This window comes from Thalassospira sp. HF15, assembly GCF_011806525.1.
GTDB lineage: Bacteria > Pseudomonadota > Alphaproteobacteria > Rhodospirillales > Thalassospiraceae > Thalassospira.
Genome location: NZ_JAAVKI010000003.1, coordinates 211,624 through 229,901 on the forward strand (window position 1 = coordinate 211,624; position 18,278 = coordinate 229,901).

Consider the following 18,278-nt stretch of genomic DNA (forward strand, 5'->3'; position numbering starts at 1 on the left):
GCGCGGATCATAGCGGGTTCGTCAACAAATTCAAATCTTGCCGAGAATATCCTTGGCAGCGATCACATCTGCCGCGATCTGGGCTTTCAGGGCATCAAGCCCATCGAACTTCTTTTCCCCGCGGATAAAGCCGTGCAGGCGCACGCGCACACGCCGGCCATAGATGTCCTGATCAAAGTCAAAAAGGTGCGCTTCAAGCCCGGCATCATCATCGCCGCCAAAGCTTGGCCGCACACCGATATTGGCGACTCCGGGCACCCAGCGTTCCACGGTTTTGCCATCGGCCTCGGAAACCAGCCCAAGTTCGACAGCATATACACCGAATTTCGGGCGCAGATGATTACCAAGCGGAACATTTGCCGTCGGGAACCCGATGGTCCGTCCACGGGCATCGCCATGGGCGACAGTCCCGCCGATTTCCCAGGGGCGCCCCAACAGGTGCTTGGCGTCTTCGGGGCGTCCATCGCGGAGCGCCTGACGGATTGCGGTCGAGGAATAGATAATCCCGTTATCATGGGTCACAGCACGCACCGCGGTAACGCCAAAACCGGATTTTTCACCGATGGCGCGCAGCAACTCGACATCCCCTGCCCGGCCCTTGCCAAAGCAGAAATCCCAACCGACTACGACATGCTTGGCACCAAGCCCCGTGACCAGAACACGTTCAACGAATTCCTCGGCGGTCATGGCGGCAAAATCGCGATTGAATTCGACTTCATAGAACAGGTCGATATCAATGCCGCCAGCCGCGGTTTCGCGGTCCTCGGCCGAGGTCAGGCGAAACGGCGGATCATCGGCACGAAACAGCATGCGCGGATGCGGCTCAAACGTCAGGATCGCAAGCGGCGCACCAAGATCGCGGGCAATCGCACGGGCCTGATCCAGAAGCTTCTGATGCCCCAGATGCAGTCCATCGAAATTGCCGATCGCCACTACGGCGCCGCGCGCATCGTCGGTCAGGTTCTCAAAAGATCGAAAAACGCGCATTCGCGCTGGTCTCTCTTTGCTGCGGTCCATGCCTGCCGACCTTTTATCGGCAAATCCAGCAGGCAGCTATATAGGGCGCAGGCCCGAAGCGTAAAGACTTTTCCGACAAAAAAGCGAGCCTTCCCTGACCCTAGCCGCGCGATGGTACCATCACCGTTGCTTCGCCCGAGATCACACAGCGATCCCCGACATAGCAATTGGTTTCGAGAATGGCGCGTTTCTTTTCTGGCATCATTTCGCGAACAGTGACGCGCGCGGTTACGGTGTCACCAATGCGGACCGGTGCCTTGAACTGCAAATTCTGGGACAGATAAATCGTTCCCGGACCCGGCAGGCGGGTGCCAAGGACGGTGGAAATGAACCCTGCCGAAAGCATGCCATGAGCAATCCGGCCTTCGAACATTGTGGTTTCGGCATAGTCCTGATTAAGGTGCACCGGGTTGGTATCACCCGTAATCCCGGCAAACATGACGATATCGGTTTCGGTTACCGTTTTGCCATAGCTTGCTGACAGACCAATCTCCAGATCTTCGAAATACAGCCCATGAAGTCCGTCGCGTTCGTCCATTTCCTAGAAACCCTTTGCCTTTTGCGCGCTGGCTCACACTGCAGATGTCGCGCTTATGATTATTTTGCAATGCAATATTTGTAATTTTATTGCGCATTTTTAGAAATGAGCAATGCCTATTTCGTCGAATGACCAATTGTCACACGCTTGAAATTGCCAGAAACGACGACATATCAGGGCATGCCCACCCGGCATCATAAAAAAGAATTCAGAAGATCAAATCTTTAGGGAGCGCCCCACAATGAACACCACAATTGCCGACACCTATGAAATTGCCATGGGTCGATGGAGCCGCCGTCTTTCACGTAGCTTCCTTGATTTTGTTGCCGCACCGTCCTGCGGGGCACTGGTCGATGTTGGCTGTGGGACCGGAAGCCTGACACTGGCGGCGGCAAACCGCTATCCGAATGCGCGGGTTGTCGGCATTGATCTTATTCCCGACTATTTAACCGATGCCCTGCGTCAGGAAGCGGCAAATATCGAACTCAAGACCGGTGATGCGTCATCCCTGCCGTTTGAGGACAAAAGTTTTGATACCGCCTGCTCGCAACTTTTGATCAATGATCTGGAAGACCCGAAACAGGCACTTGGCGAAATGGTGCGGGTGACCAAACCAAATGGGCAGATTGCGGCATCGGTCTGGGACCGGTCGGGAGGTCTGACCTTTATCCGGCTGTTTCTGGATGCAGCGGCCATTCTGGCCGGGGTCGAGGGCGAAAAACTGCGCGAAGAGATTTTCGACGTCCCCTGTGAGGACGAAGATGATCTTTACGATCTTTGGTCGGATGCCGGATTGCAGGATATCGACACGACGACCTTGGCCGTGCGCATGGATTTCATTGATTTCGATGATTACTGGCAATCGCTGATGGGCGCGCACAGCCTGATCCGCAATTTCTTTAACCGGCAATATGCTGACACAGCCTATGAAATTCAGCAGGCCACACGCCTGGCATATCTTGGCGGCAAGACAGACGGGCGGCGATCCCTTGTGGCATCGGCCATGGCGGTGCGCGGTGTGGTTCCGGTTTAATTAACGACGCCCGAACGGCATCCATAAAACACCCAGCAGGCTCTGACTGTCCTTGTCGCGGAATTCGTCAAGGCCGATCTGCATGTCGTGATCATTGACCTTGGTGTGGTCGATATAGCTGACAAACAGTCGATCCCATATCGACAGGATATTGCCATAGTTGCTGTTGGTTTCGCGCATGACGCTGGAATGATGTACCCGGTGCATGTCAGGAGTGACGATCAACATGCGCAAGCCGCGATCAAGGCTTTTGGGCAGATGCACATTGCCATGATTGAACAGGGCAAAGCCGCTGAGCATGCTTTCATAAATCACCACTGCCCAAGGATCGGCCCCGATCAACAGGACAAAGAAAGACTTGTAAAGCGCGGATGCGACTATCTCGAAGGGATGAAAACGCACAGCGGTCGAGACATCAAATTCGGTGTCACAGTGATGCACCCTGTGAAACCGCCAGAAGACCGGCACGATATGCGTCAGGCGATGTTGCCAATAGATCGCACAATCCAGAAGGACAAAGGTAACCAGCCCCGATAACAACGGGGGCAACCCGACAAGGTTATTGATCCCCCAACCGTTTGCCTGTGCCCAAATGGCCGTTGCAATCATCGCCGCCCCGATGGTGAAGCGTGCCAAAGCAGCACTCAGCAGCAAAAGGCCGAAATTGGTCAGCCAGCGCATGGGACGACGCACCGCTTCCTTCGGTCGATAGGGTGCCAAGGCCTCCCACAAGGCCATGACCGCCAGAATGGCGGCAAAGATACCCAGCCGAAACAGTCCGCTCTGATCCATTTCATCCTGCCTTGTGTGATGAGGTCGGGTTCGTATTCGTCATCTTGAAGTGATAGCGGATATCGCAACATGCAAACAATATCTTGAACATCGCGGTATCATCACCTTTATGTTAGAGAAAGGCGATTAACACTGAAACGCCATCTTACAACGGCAAATTTGAATACAGGGGGCTTTATGCCAGAACGATCAGGATCTTTTCGAACACTCTTTCTTTCCGTGTTCGCGACCCTGTCCTTTGGCAGCACTGCCCTTGCAGACGGCCCGCCGTTTGATCTTCCGGTCGATTGTGCGGGCAACACCTGTGACATCGTACATTATGTCGATCATGATCCGGGCCCTCAAATTCGCGATTATGCCTGTGGCACCACGACATATGACGGCCATCGCGGCACGGATTTCGCCATTCCCGACGAAGCCACCATGCTTGAAGGCGTGTCGGTGCGTGCCATTGCCGATGGGACAGTCATCGCTGTGCGCGAAGGGGTCGAAGACATCGATTCCGGTCGCATTTCGCCAAACAGCCTTGAAGGCATTGAATGCGGCAACGGTATTCTGATTGATCATGATGATGGCTGGCAGAGCCAGTATTGCCATCTGCGCCGCAGCTGGGTCGCAGTCAAACAGGGTGACCGCGTCAGCCGCGGACAAGTCATTGGCCGGATCGGCATTTCCGGCCAGGCAACCTTCCCACACCTGCATTTCAATCTGCGCAAGGATGGTGAACTTGTTGATCCGTTCAGCGGCACGGCCATGGGTGCAAGCACACCCAATGACTGCAGTGTTGATAATGCCGCCCTTTGGTCAACTGGGGCCCGTGCCCAGCTGACCTATAATGAGATTACACTTTATGGTCATGGGTTTTCGATGGCACGCCCGACCGCATCGGACCTTAAACGGGGCTATGGCAAGGACCAGGAACTGCCACGCACCAGCCCGGGCCTTTATTTCTGGGCCTATCTGATCGGTGCCAATGACGGTGACGTCATTCGCATGAGCCTGCAAACGCCAGACGGCAAAGGCGGACATCGCGACTTTGCCGTTGATCTGCCCAACGATGCCGGCCCACGTGCGAAGTGGTTCTTCATCAATATGGACCGCCCCGGAAGCTATTGGCCGGCGGGCACCTATCAGGGTGAAATTACCTTTACCCGTGGTGACAATACCCGGCGCGTGATTGGCCAGAGCACCGTTACCATCCGCTAGCTGGCAAAATTTAGCGAATCGTGGCGGGAACTTCGCAAGCGCCGGTGTGTTTTACAACATGGAAAGTCCCACTGTGTGGCCAACAGGCAAGGTCACCGCAATTTGTGACAAAACCGACAGCAAAAACGCGACCTTTTCCATGAGGTTGAAAGTTTTTTGACGTTTTTTGACTCACAGCACTTGTAACTCGCCCTTTTGCCTGCCTATATTTGGACTGTGCCGAGACCTGCACATTGCCACTACCTGTCAGAAGACGGAGTAAACATGATGAATAAGCGCAAAGCCGTTGCAATCGCCATTGCTCGTGAACAGCAGATCGCCCGTTCGATGGAAATCCTGTTCGCCGGTACCATTCTTGCCGTGATCGCATCGCTTCTGGTTCTCTGATCCAGCCTTCGCTTTCATCATTTGCGTCCCCTTTCAAACCGACCGGTTTTGAAGAGACCCTCTATTAAAAAGCTTCATGACACATCACAGCATTCTTTCGGTCATCATTGCGCGAATTATCAGCCCGGTTGTCTAAGGACACCGGGACGTATCTGTTCGCCTTTTTGATGCACTGAATATCTGTGAGCATTGTCATGACTGATCATGCATTTGCTGCGTCCACCCACGACGCGCATACCCAAAAATCCGTTTATTGTTTCTCCGTTCACGCTGCAGCTGAACCCGATGTCATGCCGCGCGTTCTTGAGCTGTTTGCCAAGCGAAACCTCGTCCCGGCAAGCTGGCACTCAAGTGTCGCCGAAGGTTTGCGTGGTTATGAAGAACTGCAGATCGACATTCAGGTCCAGCAGCTTGAAACCAAGGTCGCCGAGCACATCGCACGCTGCCTGCGTCAGATCATCCACGTAAATACAGTTCTGACGTCGGAAAAAGGCTATTCAAACTCGGCGCTTAGCGCTTAGGCTGTCTTGGTGCGCGGCGCTGCACCATTTCGCAGCGCCCTTGCCGACAGGAGTTCGACTTGGCCTATATTGATCACATCCACGCCTGCAATAACGCCAATCTCGCACGCTATGCCCGCTTTAGGATTGGCGATCTTCCGGTCGGGGCCATCCGTTCGGAATTTGCCACCGCGCTGACAGGCCTTGGCGATATGTTCATGCGCGACGAAAACGGTGAGTATGGTTTTGGCCCGCAGATCAAAACTGTTGATGCGCGAAACCGGACCCTGATCGAGGCCACCGAAGCCCTGTGTCAGCAAGGTGTAATCAAACAGCTGCACGGCGAGAAGTTTGATATCCGTAACCGTCTTTCCGATGACCCGCTATGTCAGTTGGATCGGTTTGCCATGCCGTATTTCGGATGCCGGTCATGGGGTGTGCATATGAACGGCTTTGTCCGCAAGGCCGATGGCATTCACATGTGGATCGCCAAACGTGCGATGGACAAACCGACCTATCCCGGAATGCTTGATAATATGGTGGCCGGCGGCCAGCCAACCGGCCTTGGTTTTCGCGAAAACATGATCAAGGAATGTGCCGAAGAAGCCGGAATTCCCGCTGACCTCGCACAGAACGTTTTGCCAATCGGGACCATTTCATACCTTTATGAAACGGACGAAGGGCTCAAGCCGGACGTTATGGTCAATTTCGATCTGGAACTGCCAGAGGATTTCGTCCCGCATTGCGCCGATGGCGAGGTTGAGCAATTTGATCTGCTGCCCATCGCCGAAGTGGCCGAGATTGTCCGCACCGGGTTTGACTTCAAATTCAATTGTGCCCTGGTGGTGATTGACTTCCTGATCCGCCAGGGCCATTTGACCGCCGATAACGAGCCGTCCTATTGCGATCTTGTCACCGGCCTTCACCGCAGCCTTGAGCCCTGAACCGACACTTTGCAATACCTGAAAACAAAAAGGCACCAGCCCGACCGGGATGGTGCCCTTTTGTTTAAAATACAGGTTGTCGTTTACTGACGCGGTGTGTTTGGGCCGCCCATCAGCGCGCCGACGGCCATCACGGTCAGCTTTGCCCGCAGATCCGGGTCAAGCTCATCAAGATCACTTTGCTTGCTGCGCAGCGCCTTGACTGCCTCATTGATCAGTTCCTGACGATGGGCATCCTCTGGCGTTGCGATCTTGCTTTTCTTTTTGCCAAGTTTGGCATCCGCGGCATTCAGGGCCTTCATGATTTCGGTATGCGGGGCGTCTGCCTGCTCGGTCAGGGTTTCAGCAAGGGCCAGTGCACGGGCTTCTTCAACCGACATGCCTTCATCCTGGTGGGCAAGGGCGCGGTCCTCAATGCGGCGTGCCTGACGCGCCTGGGCCGCTGTTTGCTCGGCCGTCGCGCTGTCACGCACGTGCAGGGATTGTGCGTCACTATAAGCCTGAATCGCATCCCGGCCCTTTTTGCCGACAAAGACGCGCATCAGCGTTTCCTTGAGCAATCCCATACATTCGTCCCTTGATTAAACATGCCGCCTCAGAGTGCAACTGCTAAGCGACCAGTATGCGCCCAAAGGGTTTCGAAAACATTGCCCGCCGGTCAGCGAAATTTTGCAATGTTCTAAATATGTTGTGCAACCCGGCCTTCTTCAACTGCCAAAATATAGTCGATCAGGGCTTCGCAATCGCTTGTCTGCAGATGTTCAAGATCACAGACAAAATCAACATTGCCCGCTGCCGGGTCGTCAGCTTTGCCAACGATACCCACTTTGACATACTCGCCGTCCAGCGCATCAAGGGCGGCAATCAGATCGGCAACACTGACACGATCTTCTACCGTCAAGGATGTCCGGATAAGAACCAGCATATCGGCATCGCAATCAATGACCTGTCGGGCGATGGATTGTGCATCGGAATGACCGGGCGCGACATCGACATCAAACCCCCCATCAGCAAACAGGGTGGCAACTTGTTTGTGGTGTTTTTCTTCGACTATCGATGCCGTCGCCAGAAGAAGCCGCGGGTGACGACCTTCCATCTCGGCAAATTTGGCCAGACTGCTCGCAAGTTGAGGAGACGTCATGTTACCTCGCTTGAAACTGCCCTTTGCCGTCCAACACGGCAAACCGGGCCAGCGCAGGTGCCCTGCGCAAGTTACAGTATCCCTGTCAAAACCTTGGCTGACAAGCTTTGCAATAAGAAGCCTGTTACCAACCCGTCATGATAAGCGGATCAACACCAATCACATGACCATGCCCGCCAAGGATAAGAACATAGAGAACAACACCCGCAAGAAGGTCACGTCCCCGGACCGCGCCCTGCAGCAAGCCAGCAGGTGAAAAGCGTCGGGTTGCGCCAAGCAGCGCCGCCTGTTGATCAGGTGCAACTTCGCGCAGACGGATTTTCTCCATGCGCCAGAAACCAATCAGGGCAAAAAGACCGCTGCCGCCAAAGAACATGACAGCCACCACATCACCATTGGCAATCATGTGTCCGATCCCCCAGATCATCATGCCCAGCAAAAGCGGATGGCGGCAGAAGCGATTGATGCCAGGTTTCGCCGGATCAAATCCTGTTTTTCGACCGATTGACAGCGGACAGGGTTGAAGAATGGCACATGCCCACAAAATACAGGCAGGTAACATCACAATAACAAGAAGCTGCGCCTGCCAGGTTTGATGGTCCCAAAGCAAAAACGACTCCGCGACAAGAACCTCGTGAATGACCCAGCCAAACAACAAAATTGACAGGACCGAGAAGCCGACAATGTAGGGACGATAGCCGATACGTCTGACAAGCCTTTCGCGCAGCAGCCCGGGTATGATATGGCCCGCAAGGAAAACGGTAATCGCAATGAAAAACCCGGTCAAAACACGATCCCCTCTTTACATTGTGGCTTCAACATGCAAATTGCCCTGTTCGCACGCGGGCGAAAGGATGCGAATCTCCAAGCCCCTTGCGTTACACGATATTAGCGGATACCTCTGTATCCCTGTTTGACATCGAACAACAAGCCCTTGCCGTGGGATACTCCGACGGCAGACCAAGAAATACGGAATATACTCGAAATGAGCTGGACGCCGGAAAAGATTGAATTGCTGACCTCGCTCTGGAATCAGGGCTGGACCACGGCACGCATCGGTGAGGAACTCGGCGTCGGCAAGAATGCTGTCGTTGGCAAGGCACACCGCCTCGGGCTGCCAAAGCGCCCGTCCCCGATCCAGCGCCGTGCCGAGGAAGCAGAAAAGAAGACGGCACCGGCCCCCAAACAACAGACCAAAGGCATTTCGATCTTTGATCTGGGCCCGGGCATGTGCCGCTGGCCGTTTGGCGATCCGGGCGATGATGACTTCCATTTCTGCGGCAAAAAGAATGTTCCGAGCAAGCCCTATTGCGACGAGCATTGCGCTGCGGCCTATCTGAACGGCAAGAATCCCCGCGAAGACAATCCCCCTGCACAGCAAGGTGCGGCGGGCGCCAAAGGTCCGCAGGCTGCAAACAAGAAATAAGTCGCATGCGTGCGATACGGCATCTCACGATGCCAACAAAGATAAAAAGGCCGCCCATATATCGGGCGGCCTTTTTGTTTATTCGCTGCCCGCTTACGTCGTCCTTAGGCGGGATGAAGCTGGGGAGATTTGTATCCCTTGACCACCTCATTGCCCGGTTCCGGATCGTGCGGCACATTCAGTGCCAGCACCAGTGAAACAAAGGCCATGGCGGCACCTGCCAGGAACACCGCGCCCGGCGAAATCAGCCACAGCAATCCGAAGGCTGCCGGAATGAAGACCGCCGCGATATGGTTGATCGTAAAGCTGACACCGGCCGTCGAGGAAATATCAGCCGGATCGGCAATCTTCTGGAAATAGGTTTTGATGGCGATCGCCAGTGCGAAGAACAGGTGATCAATCACATACAGTCCGCCGGCCAGTACGTGGTTTTCAACAAAGGCGTAGGAGATGAAAACAATGAACAGTCCTGCATATTCAAATATCAATGCGCGGCGTTCGCCCCATTTGCCAATCATCTTGCCGATCTTTGGTGCAAGAAACATGTTGATCACGTGGTTTAGCAAATACAGCAGCGTGATGGTTGCCGCGTCATAACCAAACTTTTCAACCATCAGGAAGCCGGCAAAGACGGTAAAGATCTGACGGCGGGCACCACTCATGAAAGTCAGCGCATAATAAAGCCAATACCGTTTGCGCAGGATCAGTTTCTTGGTTTGCGGGTGGGCATCGGAAAATTTCGGGAATGCCCCCCAGACAAACAGTGCAGCAAGGATCGTCAGCGCCCCGCCGAACAGATAGACATAACGATATTCAACGCTGAACACTTCCAGCATGACCCAGACCATGCCAAACATCACCAGCGACGAAATCGATTTTGCTGAAAGCTGCCGGCCCATGACCATTGCGGTTCGGTCCTTGCGCACCCATTGAAGCGACAAGGCCTGCTGCATCGTTTCAAAGTAGTGGAAGCCGATCGACATCAGAACCGTCGTGCAATAAAGCCCGATCACTGTCGGGAAATAGCCCGAAATCGCAACGCCAATGCCAAGTACAAGCAACGAGATAACGGCAAATGTCTGTTCGCGCAGGATCAACAGCACAAAGATCGCGGTGAAGGCAAGAAAACCCGGGATTTCACGTAGCGACTGCAAAATCCCGATCTCACGCCCGGTAAAGTCGGCCATTTCGATCGAAAAGTTGTTTAAAAGCGCCATCCAGGTCGAAAAGGACAATGGCATGGCCGCTGCCATCACGATCAACAGGACTTCCGGATTGCGCCAGCCCTTATGGACCGGGGCTGCAGGTGCGTTGGTCGCATCACCAAGTGGGGCCGCGTGATTGCTGGCTTCGGGTATGATTTCCTTGGACATTTCTTCTCCTGGGACAGGGCCGCTTTGGTGGCAAAGACCGTGTCTCATCTTGTGCGTTTTGGAATGCGACCAAGTTAAACCTGTCCGATCCGTCTGTCTTGCGTTAATCTGCCATCATATATCGCAATCAGGACATTTTGAGTTTCACCACGGCATGGTTCATATCCTAAACACCTTTGACGGACGCCCGGAGCATCACAACAAGGTCCCTCGCCCCCGGGAATTGCCACGGGCGGTATATGTGCGGGTCAGTGACATGCCAGCGGGCTATCACGTCGCCGCGCATAGCCACGACTGGAACCAGCTTTTATATGCGATTGAAGGCACAATGACCGTGGTGACGGAGGCCGGGATGTGGGTCGTACCACCACAGCGCGCGGTGTGGGTTCCCCCGCACACGCAGCATGCCGTGACCTGTACAGGCTTTACCCGTGCACGCCATCTATATATCGGTCGGGATGTTGACACCAATCTGCCCGACCGTTGCATGGTTCTGGAAGTCAGTCCGCTTTTGCGTGAACTGATTCGCGCAGCAACGGAAATCCCCGTCGAGTATGATGAGGACGGCGAAGAAGGACGGCTGATCCGTGTATTGCTGGATCAGATCAAGGCGCCAGATCAGGACAAGCTCCACCTGCCTGCCCCAAAGGATCCTCGACTGGCAAGAATTTGCGATCATTTGCAAGGTGATCCGGCGGATAACCGCACGCTTGAGGATTGGGCAAAGGTCTGCGGTGCATCCAGCCGCACATTGGCGCGACTGTTCCAACGTGAAACCGGCATGCCGTTTCGCGAATGGCGGCAGAAGCTTCGGCTCCTTTATGCGCTTGAAAAGCTTGCCAATGACCGGTCGATCACGGAAATCGCCCTTGATCTGGGATACGAAACCCCATCGGCCTTCATTGCAATGTTTCGCAAGGTCACCGGACGGACACCGGGAAGTTATTTTCGCTAAGCCCGGAACAGTCAGTGTTCGTATCGCGTCACGCTTGGTTTCGGCGGAAGGATATCGTGGTCCGGTTCAAGATATGTTCCATACCGCTTCGTCACTTTGCCATGATCCACACTGGGCGTTTGCCCGTTTGCGCACATGTTATGAAGCTGGACCATCAATTCTGATGACCAACCGCTTCGTTGGTGCGGCGAACTTCGGTCTGTCTGATTGGAAAACTTGTCATTGCTGAGCCGATCAAGGCGTTTATCCGCCTTCGGTGAGATCGTCCCATCAAGATGCCTGACACGAAGACCTTCGATAAATGCCATCATTTCCATCACGGACTTCAGCATTCTGAAGCTGTCTTCGAAGGTTCGCGTTACCGCGACTGATGCTTCGTCAATATAGTCGGAAAACAATCCATCTATCGCCGTGTCAGAAGGCTCATCACCATTTGTTTCAGTTTCTACCAGAAACTTCCACGCCTGATGATTAGGCTCATTCACGCGACGTCCGGGAAGAATATGGCTGTTAGGCCCCCAATCACGGCCCAAACCGTTACAATTGGCTTCTCCCTTCCGGCGCGCCGGATGTGGTGTACAAGACATCATCTCTAACCCCAGAGAACAACATTAAGCTTCACTGATATTCATGTCCTTAACATGAACGCAGATCTTCCCACTCTGTGAACGGACATGTGTCTTATTATTGCGTGCAATACTATCTCAAGCTGCCTGCTCAAAATGCACATTTCATCCATATAGATATTCAAATTACCCAGAAATGGCGGAAATTGACCGTTCAAGCACTCAAAAGTACTTTGCACCGCCACTGATGGCGCGCCTTGGCGCTACTGCCACGAGATTTCAGGATATCAGGGTCAAGACCCTAGTTTCGCAGTGTTTCCGAATGGTCGGTTGAAGACCTTGTATCGTTGACCGGGACGATCTTCTGCCCAAACAGTTTTGCACTTTGGTGCCTGATTGGTTCCGGGGTCCAGTCACGTTCGAACATGGTTTGGATTTCTGCCAGAACGCCAGGTGCCCAGCCTGTTTTGGCCCCAGTTTGTGCGCCAGAATCTTCGCAATTACCTGTCATTTCGGCGGTACGGTCGGTTGCTGCTGACAATACCTTGTCATTTGCACAAGACCGCATGCCCTCAAGAACGAGGATCATCCGTGCCAGCGGCGCGAGTGTCTCGTGATCAGGTTCGCAAAATTCTGTATTGGCAGATTCAGATGAACACTCATTCTCGGCGTTCATCGTTTTCGCATCATTCAGTTCTGACGGTGCGGCCCTTTCCGGGCGGTCACAGTCGCGCTTTTCCGCGCGCGATGTTAGTCGCGCTGACGGCATCTCAATCAGATCCATATTCTCCCCCAGAGAAAATATCACTTCACACTGATAACTCCGGCCCTTGTTTTTTTATTTTGATCAGAGGCCGGTCATATTTTTCATCCATTTAACATGTGGATTGCAGTCCCGATGCACGAAGCGTCCAAAAAAATATGCAAAGCGTCCAAGATCGACAGATTGTCTCAAGACATACACCAGATTGACGGGTCGTTTGGCCCCGCACCGGCATCGTCGGGCTCGCGACGCTACGAAATCATATTATTTTTGAACATAATAATATTCGGAATTATACCTTTTGGACTTTGACGGGCAGAATAAACTGTTCCTATTATACAAAAGATCTGGAGCTATTCGACTCTAGAGCGTGGCACCAAAATGACCGGCGCAAGTAGCGTTGTTTGCTTTGAAAGCAAAACCGGGGATCAGGCATGACAGACACACCACAGAACACGCACACCTTTTTCACCGTCAATGACCTTCCAATGTCAGTGCGTTATGACATTTGGAAAAGCAGCATTGACTGCATATTCGATGTCGAAACCGTTCCAGAAATCCGCAAAAATGATTTCCATGCGACGGTCGATGCCGATCTTCTGGGATCGATGATGCTGGCACGCACCGTCAGCAAGCATCAGTTCTGGTCGCGCAGCGAAGCCGCAATCGCCAATGACGGCATGGACCATTATATGGTTCAGTATTTCCATGGCGGAGGCATGTCTTCGGAAGAAGGCAAGGACGGTCAAACAATTGCCCATGGCGGATTGCTGTTTCAGGACCTTTCTCAGGTCGCGCGAGCGGTGACGACTGATTTTGACAATCTGGTGATGATCTTTCCAAGGCAGCTTCTTGAAAGTCGTTTGACGCTTCCCGAAGATCACAATATGCGGTTTCTGAGCCCGCGTGATCCGATGGTGCAAATTCTTGCCAGTCTGATGTTGTCTTTCAAGGAAAACGCACATTCTTTCAGTCCCGAACAGGCCAGCGTGCTGGAAAATAGCTTTGTCGAAATGCTGGCCTCCTGCCTGAATTCGGCCCGTGGCGGAACATCTGAAACGACCCACAAGCGCCAAAACCTTGAGACCATGGCTCTGGTCCGCCAATATTTCCGCAAGAACTTCACGTCCCCTGATCTGACACCGGACCGCGCGGCGAAGGAACTTGGGATATCGCGCTCCAAGCTCTATCAACTGATGGAGGATTATGGCGGGGTCTATCGCTTTATCCGCGACTTGCGCCTGCGCCACGCGATGGCTCTGCTCGGGTCCCCGAAAGAAAGCAAGCGGTCTCTTTATGACATTGCGCTTGAATGCGGCTTTGCAAGCGACACCAGCTTCATCCGCGCTTTTCGCGAAAAGTACAACATGACCCCGGGTGACTTCCGCCGTAATGCCCAAAACGGTCGACAGGATATAATTCATCCAAGCGACGAAGAGCGTGATCGACGATACGAGGAATGGCTGCACTCGCTGTAATGCGATCGATTTGTGAGTGAGTGCATTGAATTATCGTGCAGTCTGACATGAGAATTTATCAGTATTGCCCATTCTGAACTTGCGATATTCCTGACAATCAGGTCCGCCACCTGCCACTTTTCAGGAAAATCCCGATGAACAGTTTCTGGTCTGGAATAGGGTTACGCCTTGCCGCGACCGGATTGTTCGGCGTGATGAATTTGTTTGTCCGCTTGGCATCGTTTGATGCCCCAACCGGGCAGATCGTCTTCTGGCGCAGCAGTGTGGCGCTGATACCAATTGTGCTGTACCTCATCTGGCGCAAAGAATTTCCCAGAGCCCTGAGAACCAAACGCCCGCTTGGTCACCTCAAGCGCAGCACATATGGCTGCATTTCGATGTTTCTGGCTTTTGTCTCGCTGGCCTATCTGCCACTTGCCCTTGCCACCGCCCTTGGCTTTCTGGCGCCACTGATCCTGATCCCTGTTGCGATCATCACGCTTCGCGAAAATCCCGGCTGGCTTGTCATCGGTGCGACCATTGGCGGGTTTGCCGGCGTGTTCCTGATGCTGTGGCCAACGCTGTCGACCCCGGGGCTGGATCATAACACCCTGATCGGGATTGGTGCCGGCGTTGCCTTTGCGGTTACCACCGCCTTTGCCAAGGTACAGATCAAGGCGCTTACAACCACGGAGCCATCGGGCACGATTGCCTTTTACTTTGCCGTGATCTGTTCCATCGGTGGGCTTTTGACGATCCCGTTTGGCTGGGCACCACTTTCAATGAACAGTCTTGTTTTCTTAATGGGAGCAGGGCTGACCGGTGGACTTGCTCATATCGCGATGACAGAGGCTTTGGCACGCGCACCTGCCTCGACGCTGTCGGCCTTTGAATATACCGCGATGATTTGGGCGATCATTCTTGATCTTGTGGTATTTGGCGTTTTGCCAGCCCCCGTCAGCCTGATGGGCGGCGTCCTGATCGTTCTGGCCGCGGCATTGGTGATGTTTAACGATCAGATCATCGCACTGGTCGCCCGCGCATTTCGCAAATCAGGCCAAACTGCGGACAGCCCGGCGGAATAATTGCTGATCAGCAAATTCTCTGTGCCATCAGGAACCTTTGCTTTCCTGAAGTTTGGTCAGGGCATGCAGGGCAAGATTGGTCGGGGTTGGAATATCGAGCTCCTTACCTTTGCGCACGATATATCCGTTCAGAAAATCGATCTCACTTGATTTGCCACGCGCCAGGTCCTGTGCGGTTGAGGAAAACTGACCGGGCATGGTATCCGCGATCTTCTCAATCGCCCCCCAGACGTCACCGGGCACCGTCACACCGCATCCCTTGGCGACCGCCAGACATTCATCCACTGCATTGCGCATGACATCCCAAATGCCAACACCCGCCACGACTTCACCATAGGGCCGCTGGGTAATGGCCGACAGCGCGTTATAGGCACAGTTCAGGATCATCTTGGCCCACAGGGCACCTTCGGCATTTTCAGATACCTCGACCGGTATTTTCGCCGGAATGAGGGTATCGACCACGGTCTGACTTTGTGCCGATGGACCGATGACAAGTTCACCGCGTCCGTGATGTTTGACGTGACCCGGCCCACCCATACTGGTTGCCACATAGACCACCACCGGAATGACAGGCTGGCCAAGAACGCCACTGAGGCGTTCGGCATTATCGACACCGTTCTGCAGGCTAAGAACGATGGTGTCGGCGGATATGAACGGCTTGATCTGCTCGCCTGCCTCAATCGTGTCGGTGGACTTGACACAGAAAAGGATCATTTCAGCCCCGGCGACGCCAGCCGCATCGGTATCGCCAGTAACGGAGACATATTCCTGTGACGCGCCAAAATCGAGCAACAGGCCATCACGGTTCATGGCCTCGACATGGTTGGGACGTCCGATCAGGGTAACGTCATTCCCGGCGCGAGCCAGCATTGCCCCATAGTAACACCCGACTGCACCGGCCCCCATTACCGCAATTTTCATCTTAGCCTTGCTCCTGATCGTTAAGTCCGTTGTTTTTTGGCATATGAACGTGTTGCTGCTCCGAAAGCAGCTCCTAGCCGTGCTTGATCACAGAAACATGATCCGCGGTCCAACCGCCCGGCCAGACTTCTGCCTCACCATTGCGCAAGGAACGCACCAAACCAACTGGCACATTCTTGGCAATCAGAAGTTCGCCATCCGCACCGTCATCAAAGGTTGGCTCTGTCTCGGCAAAGCGGCCGATGTGCCCCAGTTCCGGCTCGCACGGGGTAAAGACCGAACAGCCGGAATAGTTGGTCGGGTTGTTGGTGGTGTTCACCGCGGCCCCCGTGGTGCCACAGGCCGCGACAACGGTCATCAATTCAACAGCGCGTGCCTTTGCACAGCCAAACACCCGGTTATAGCCCGAAGGTGTGAGTGTCATCGACGGCACCAGCAACAGATCAATATCAAGCGGTGCAAGCAGGCACGACAATGCCGGCATTTCGATATCCAGACAAATCAGCACCGCAACATTGAGCCCGCGCCATTTGATCACATTGAAAGCCGTGCCCGGGGTCAGGTTCCAGTTTTCCGGCTCCTGCTCACCGGGTGTCAGGGACAGTTTGTCCTGAATGATCGCATCGCCTTCTGGCGTAAAGATCATCGCACTGTTGGTTTGCCCGGCTGCCGGGTTTTTTGGATCAATGTGCCAGGGCATACTGCCCGCAACGAGCAGCATGTCGTGCTTCCTGGCATGCTCGGCGGCGTGTTTGCGGGCCTCGGAGGCAAGGTCGGCCATCCATGCGATTTCCTGACCGGTTTGTAATCCCGTCGGCTTGAAGGCCAGCCATTGTTCGCTGGCATATTCCGGCAGCACGAAGATTTTTGCACCCTGCTTGGCAGCCTCGGCCATCTTGGCATCGATATGGTCAGCCCATCCGGCCAGATCAGCCACGGGTCGACCAAGGTTCGTCGCCCAAAGGGCCAGTGTTGCATATTCAGGGAAGGATGCCGGAGACGTCATGATCAGCGTTCCTTGGAAATCATGGGGTGGTGAGCACAAAATAACATGATCCGGCCATCATACGACAGCCGGATCATATAGATAGAACATGGCGCCAAACTTAGTTTTTAAGCTTGGTCCACACGCGGTTACGCAGATCACGCGCCTTGACCGAGCAGTTCTGCGACGCAATCAAAAGGTCTGCGTATTCTTCAGGCATGTTCACAGCCGGATCACTGGTCAGCGACGGATCCATGAATTCGCCGGTACCCTTGATCGAGTTCATGTAACCGGCATAGTTCGATGCCGCAGCGGCATTTTCCGGTTTCATCATCCAGTTGATGAAGGTTTTGGCGTTTTCAAGGTTTGGCGCGCCATCCGGAATGACGAAGTGGTCAGCCCAGTAGGTCAGGCCTTCCTTCGGATAGACAAAGACCGCTTCCGGGATGCTTTCCTTGGTCCGGTGAGCTGCACCGTTCCACTGCATGTGCATCTGAACTTCGCGCGCCGACATGCGGTCGATGGTCCCTTCAGAGCTGTAAACAGCGATGTAGGGTTTCTGTTTCATCAGAACATCAAGGACCTTCTGGGCCTGTTCCGGGTCTTCGGTGCATTTTTCAACGCCGGCATAGTAGGACGCTGCATTGAACATTTCGACTTCGTCGTTCAGCGCACCGATCTTGCCACGGAATTCTTCACGCGGTTCAAAGAATTCTTTCCAGCTGTTTTCAAGCTCGCCGTCAATGGCAGCCGCGTCATAGGTGAAGCCGGTGGTGCCCCAAAGATACGTCACGGAGTATTCGCGCTCCGGATCGTATTTCATGGTGTCGTGCGGCTTGGCAACATTGCTGAAATTCTCAAGGCTTTTGGCATCAAACTTGGTTGCCAGCCCTTCCTTGATCATCACATCGACCATGTAGTCGGATGCAACAGCGATGTCATAGCCCGACGCACCTGCCTGAAGCTTGGCAAGCATGGTTTCGTTGGAATCATAAACATCAAGGGTCACCTTGATGCCGGTTTCTTCCTCGAACTTTTCCATCAGATCCGGCGGAAAATAGTTCGACCAGTTATAAAAGAACAGTTCGCCAGCGGCCTGCGCCGAACCGGTCGACAGCATGGCGATAGCGGATGCTCCCAGAAGTACGGAACGTAGTTTCATCGTGAGACTCCCAAATAAGGACGGTGC

At 54.0% G+C, this 18,278-nt stretch carries 20 protein-coding genes; 8 read left to right on the top strand and 12 right to left on the bottom strand.

All coding sequences use genetic code 11. The features are described 5' to 3' along the window. Positions 1–30: 30 nt before the first annotated feature. Positions 31–987: a bifunctional riboflavin kinase/FAD synthetase gene (locus tag HED22_RS07540; RefSeq protein ID WP_167720763.1), complete on the bottom strand. Its 957-nt coding sequence runs from the start codon at positions 985–987 to the stop codon at positions 31–33. Between the two features lie 130 nt (positions 988–1,117). Beyond that, complete coding sequence (locus HED22_RS07545) at positions 1,118–1,555, bottom strand: MaoC family dehydratase (protein ID WP_167720765.1); 438 nt, start codon at positions 1,553–1,555, stop codon at positions 1,118–1,120. 241 nt (positions 1,556–1,796) lie between these two features. Between HED22_RS07545 and HED22_RS07550 the strand changes: the two genes are divergently transcribed. Then, positions 1,797–2,588, top strand: coding sequence for a class I SAM-dependent methyltransferase (locus HED22_RS07550; protein ID WP_167720767.1), 792 nt, complete (start codon positions 1,797–1,799; stop codon positions 2,586–2,588). On the opposite strand, the gene HED22_RS07555 is transcribed toward HED22_RS07550, so the two are convergent. Then, on the bottom strand, positions 2,589–3,380 hold the full coding sequence (locus tag HED22_RS07555) for a sterol desaturase family protein (protein WP_167720769.1): 792 nt from the start codon (positions 3,378–3,380) through the stop codon (positions 2,589–2,591). 177 nt (positions 3,381–3,557) lie between these two features. Between HED22_RS07555 and HED22_RS07560 the strand changes: the two genes are divergently transcribed. From HED22_RS07560 to HED22_RS07570, 3 genes are all read left to right on the top strand, one after another. Next, positions 3,558–4,586 (top strand): M23 family metallopeptidase, encoded by a 1,029-nt coding sequence (locus HED22_RS07560; RefSeq protein WP_167720771.1) that lies wholly within the window; start codon positions 3,558–3,560, stop codon positions 4,584–4,586. A 581-nt stretch (positions 4,587–5,167) separates the two neighbouring features. Further along, positions 5,168–5,494, top strand: a complete 327-nt coding sequence (locus HED22_RS07565; RefSeq protein ID WP_167720773.1) for a hypothetical protein — start codon at positions 5,168–5,170, stop codon at positions 5,492–5,494. 59 nt (positions 5,495–5,553) lie between these two features. Then, complete coding sequence (locus tag HED22_RS07570; protein ID WP_167720775.1) at positions 5,554–6,417, top strand: NUDIX hydrolase family protein; 864 nt, start codon at positions 5,554–5,556, stop codon at positions 6,415–6,417. An 83-nt stretch (positions 6,418–6,500) separates the two neighbouring features. On the opposite strand, the gene HED22_RS07575 is transcribed toward HED22_RS07570, so the two are convergent. From HED22_RS07575 to HED22_RS07585, 3 genes are all read right to left on the bottom strand, one after another. Continuing rightward, complete coding sequence (locus tag HED22_RS07575) at positions 6,501–6,983, bottom strand: hypothetical protein (RefSeq protein WP_167720777.1); 483 nt, start codon at positions 6,981–6,983, stop codon at positions 6,501–6,503. Positions 6,984–7,096: 113 nt separating this feature from the next. Continuing rightward, on the bottom strand, positions 7,097–7,558 hold the full coding sequence (locus HED22_RS07580) for a methylmalonyl-CoA mutase (protein ID WP_167720779.1): 462 nt from the start codon (positions 7,556–7,558) through the stop codon (positions 7,097–7,099). Between the two features lie 124 nt (positions 7,559–7,682). Beyond that, positions 7,683–8,345, bottom strand: coding sequence for an NnrU family protein (locus HED22_RS07585; protein ID WP_167720781.1), 663 nt, complete (start codon positions 8,343–8,345; stop codon positions 7,683–7,685). Positions 8,346–8,543: 198 nt separating this feature from the next. Between HED22_RS07585 and HED22_RS07590 the strand changes: the two genes are divergently transcribed. Continuing rightward, positions 8,544–8,984 (top strand): GcrA family cell cycle regulator, encoded by a 441-nt coding sequence (locus tag HED22_RS07590; RefSeq protein ID WP_167720784.1) that lies wholly within the window; start codon positions 8,544–8,546, stop codon positions 8,982–8,984. 104 nt (positions 8,985–9,088) lie between these two features. Here the strand turns inward: HED22_RS07590 and HED22_RS07595 are convergent, their stop codons facing one another. Further along, positions 9,089–10,357 (bottom strand): MFS transporter, encoded by a 1,269-nt coding sequence (locus HED22_RS07595; protein WP_217701871.1) that lies wholly within the window; start codon positions 10,355–10,357, stop codon positions 9,089–9,091. Positions 10,358–10,613: 256 nt separating this feature from the next. Here HED22_RS07595 and HED22_RS07600 point away from each other — a divergent pair, with 256 nt between their 5' ends. Further along, positions 10,614–11,312, top strand: coding sequence for a helix-turn-helix domain-containing protein (locus HED22_RS07600; protein ID WP_167720786.1), 699 nt, complete (start codon positions 10,614–10,616; stop codon positions 11,310–11,312). 11 nt (positions 11,313–11,323) lie between these two features. Here HED22_RS07600 and HED22_RS07605 read toward each other — a convergent pair whose 3' ends face one another. After that, positions 11,324–11,797, bottom strand: a complete 474-nt coding sequence (locus HED22_RS07605; protein ID WP_167720788.1) for a hypothetical protein — start codon at positions 11,795–11,797, stop codon at positions 11,324–11,326. A gap of 382 nt (positions 11,798–12,179) precedes the next feature. Continuing rightward, on the bottom strand, positions 12,180–12,662 hold the full coding sequence (locus tag HED22_RS07610; protein WP_167720790.1) for a hypothetical protein: 483 nt from the start codon (positions 12,660–12,662) through the stop codon (positions 12,180–12,182). Positions 12,663–13,075: 413 nt separating this feature from the next. Between HED22_RS07610 and HED22_RS07615 the strand changes: the two genes are divergently transcribed. Both HED22_RS07615 and HED22_RS07620 read left to right on the top strand, forming a co-directional pair. Next, complete coding sequence (locus tag HED22_RS07615; RefSeq protein ID WP_167720792.1) at positions 13,076–14,119, top strand: helix-turn-helix domain-containing protein; 1,044 nt, start codon at positions 13,076–13,078, stop codon at positions 14,117–14,119. 134 nt (positions 14,120–14,253) lie between these two features. Beyond that, positions 14,254–15,183, top strand: a complete 930-nt coding sequence (locus HED22_RS07620) for a DMT family transporter (RefSeq protein ID WP_167720794.1) — start codon at positions 14,254–14,256, stop codon at positions 15,181–15,183. Between the two features lie 27 nt (positions 15,184–15,210). Here the strand turns inward: HED22_RS07620 and HED22_RS07625 are convergent, their stop codons facing one another. The 3 genes from HED22_RS07625 to HED22_RS07635 form a co-directional block, all read right to left on the bottom strand. Continuing rightward, positions 15,211–16,104, bottom strand: coding sequence for a ketopantoate reductase family protein (locus HED22_RS07625; protein WP_167720796.1), 894 nt, complete (start codon positions 16,102–16,104; stop codon positions 15,211–15,213). Between the two features lie 73 nt (positions 16,105–16,177). Then, complete coding sequence (locus tag HED22_RS07630) at positions 16,178–17,110, bottom strand: nitrilase-related carbon-nitrogen hydrolase (protein WP_167720798.1); 933 nt, start codon at positions 17,108–17,110, stop codon at positions 16,178–16,180. A 100-nt stretch (positions 17,111–17,210) separates the two neighbouring features. Then, complete coding sequence (locus HED22_RS07635; protein WP_167720800.1) at positions 17,211–18,251, bottom strand: extracellular solute-binding protein; 1,041 nt, start codon at positions 18,249–18,251, stop codon at positions 17,211–17,213. Positions 18,252–18,278 lie beyond the last annotated feature (27 nt).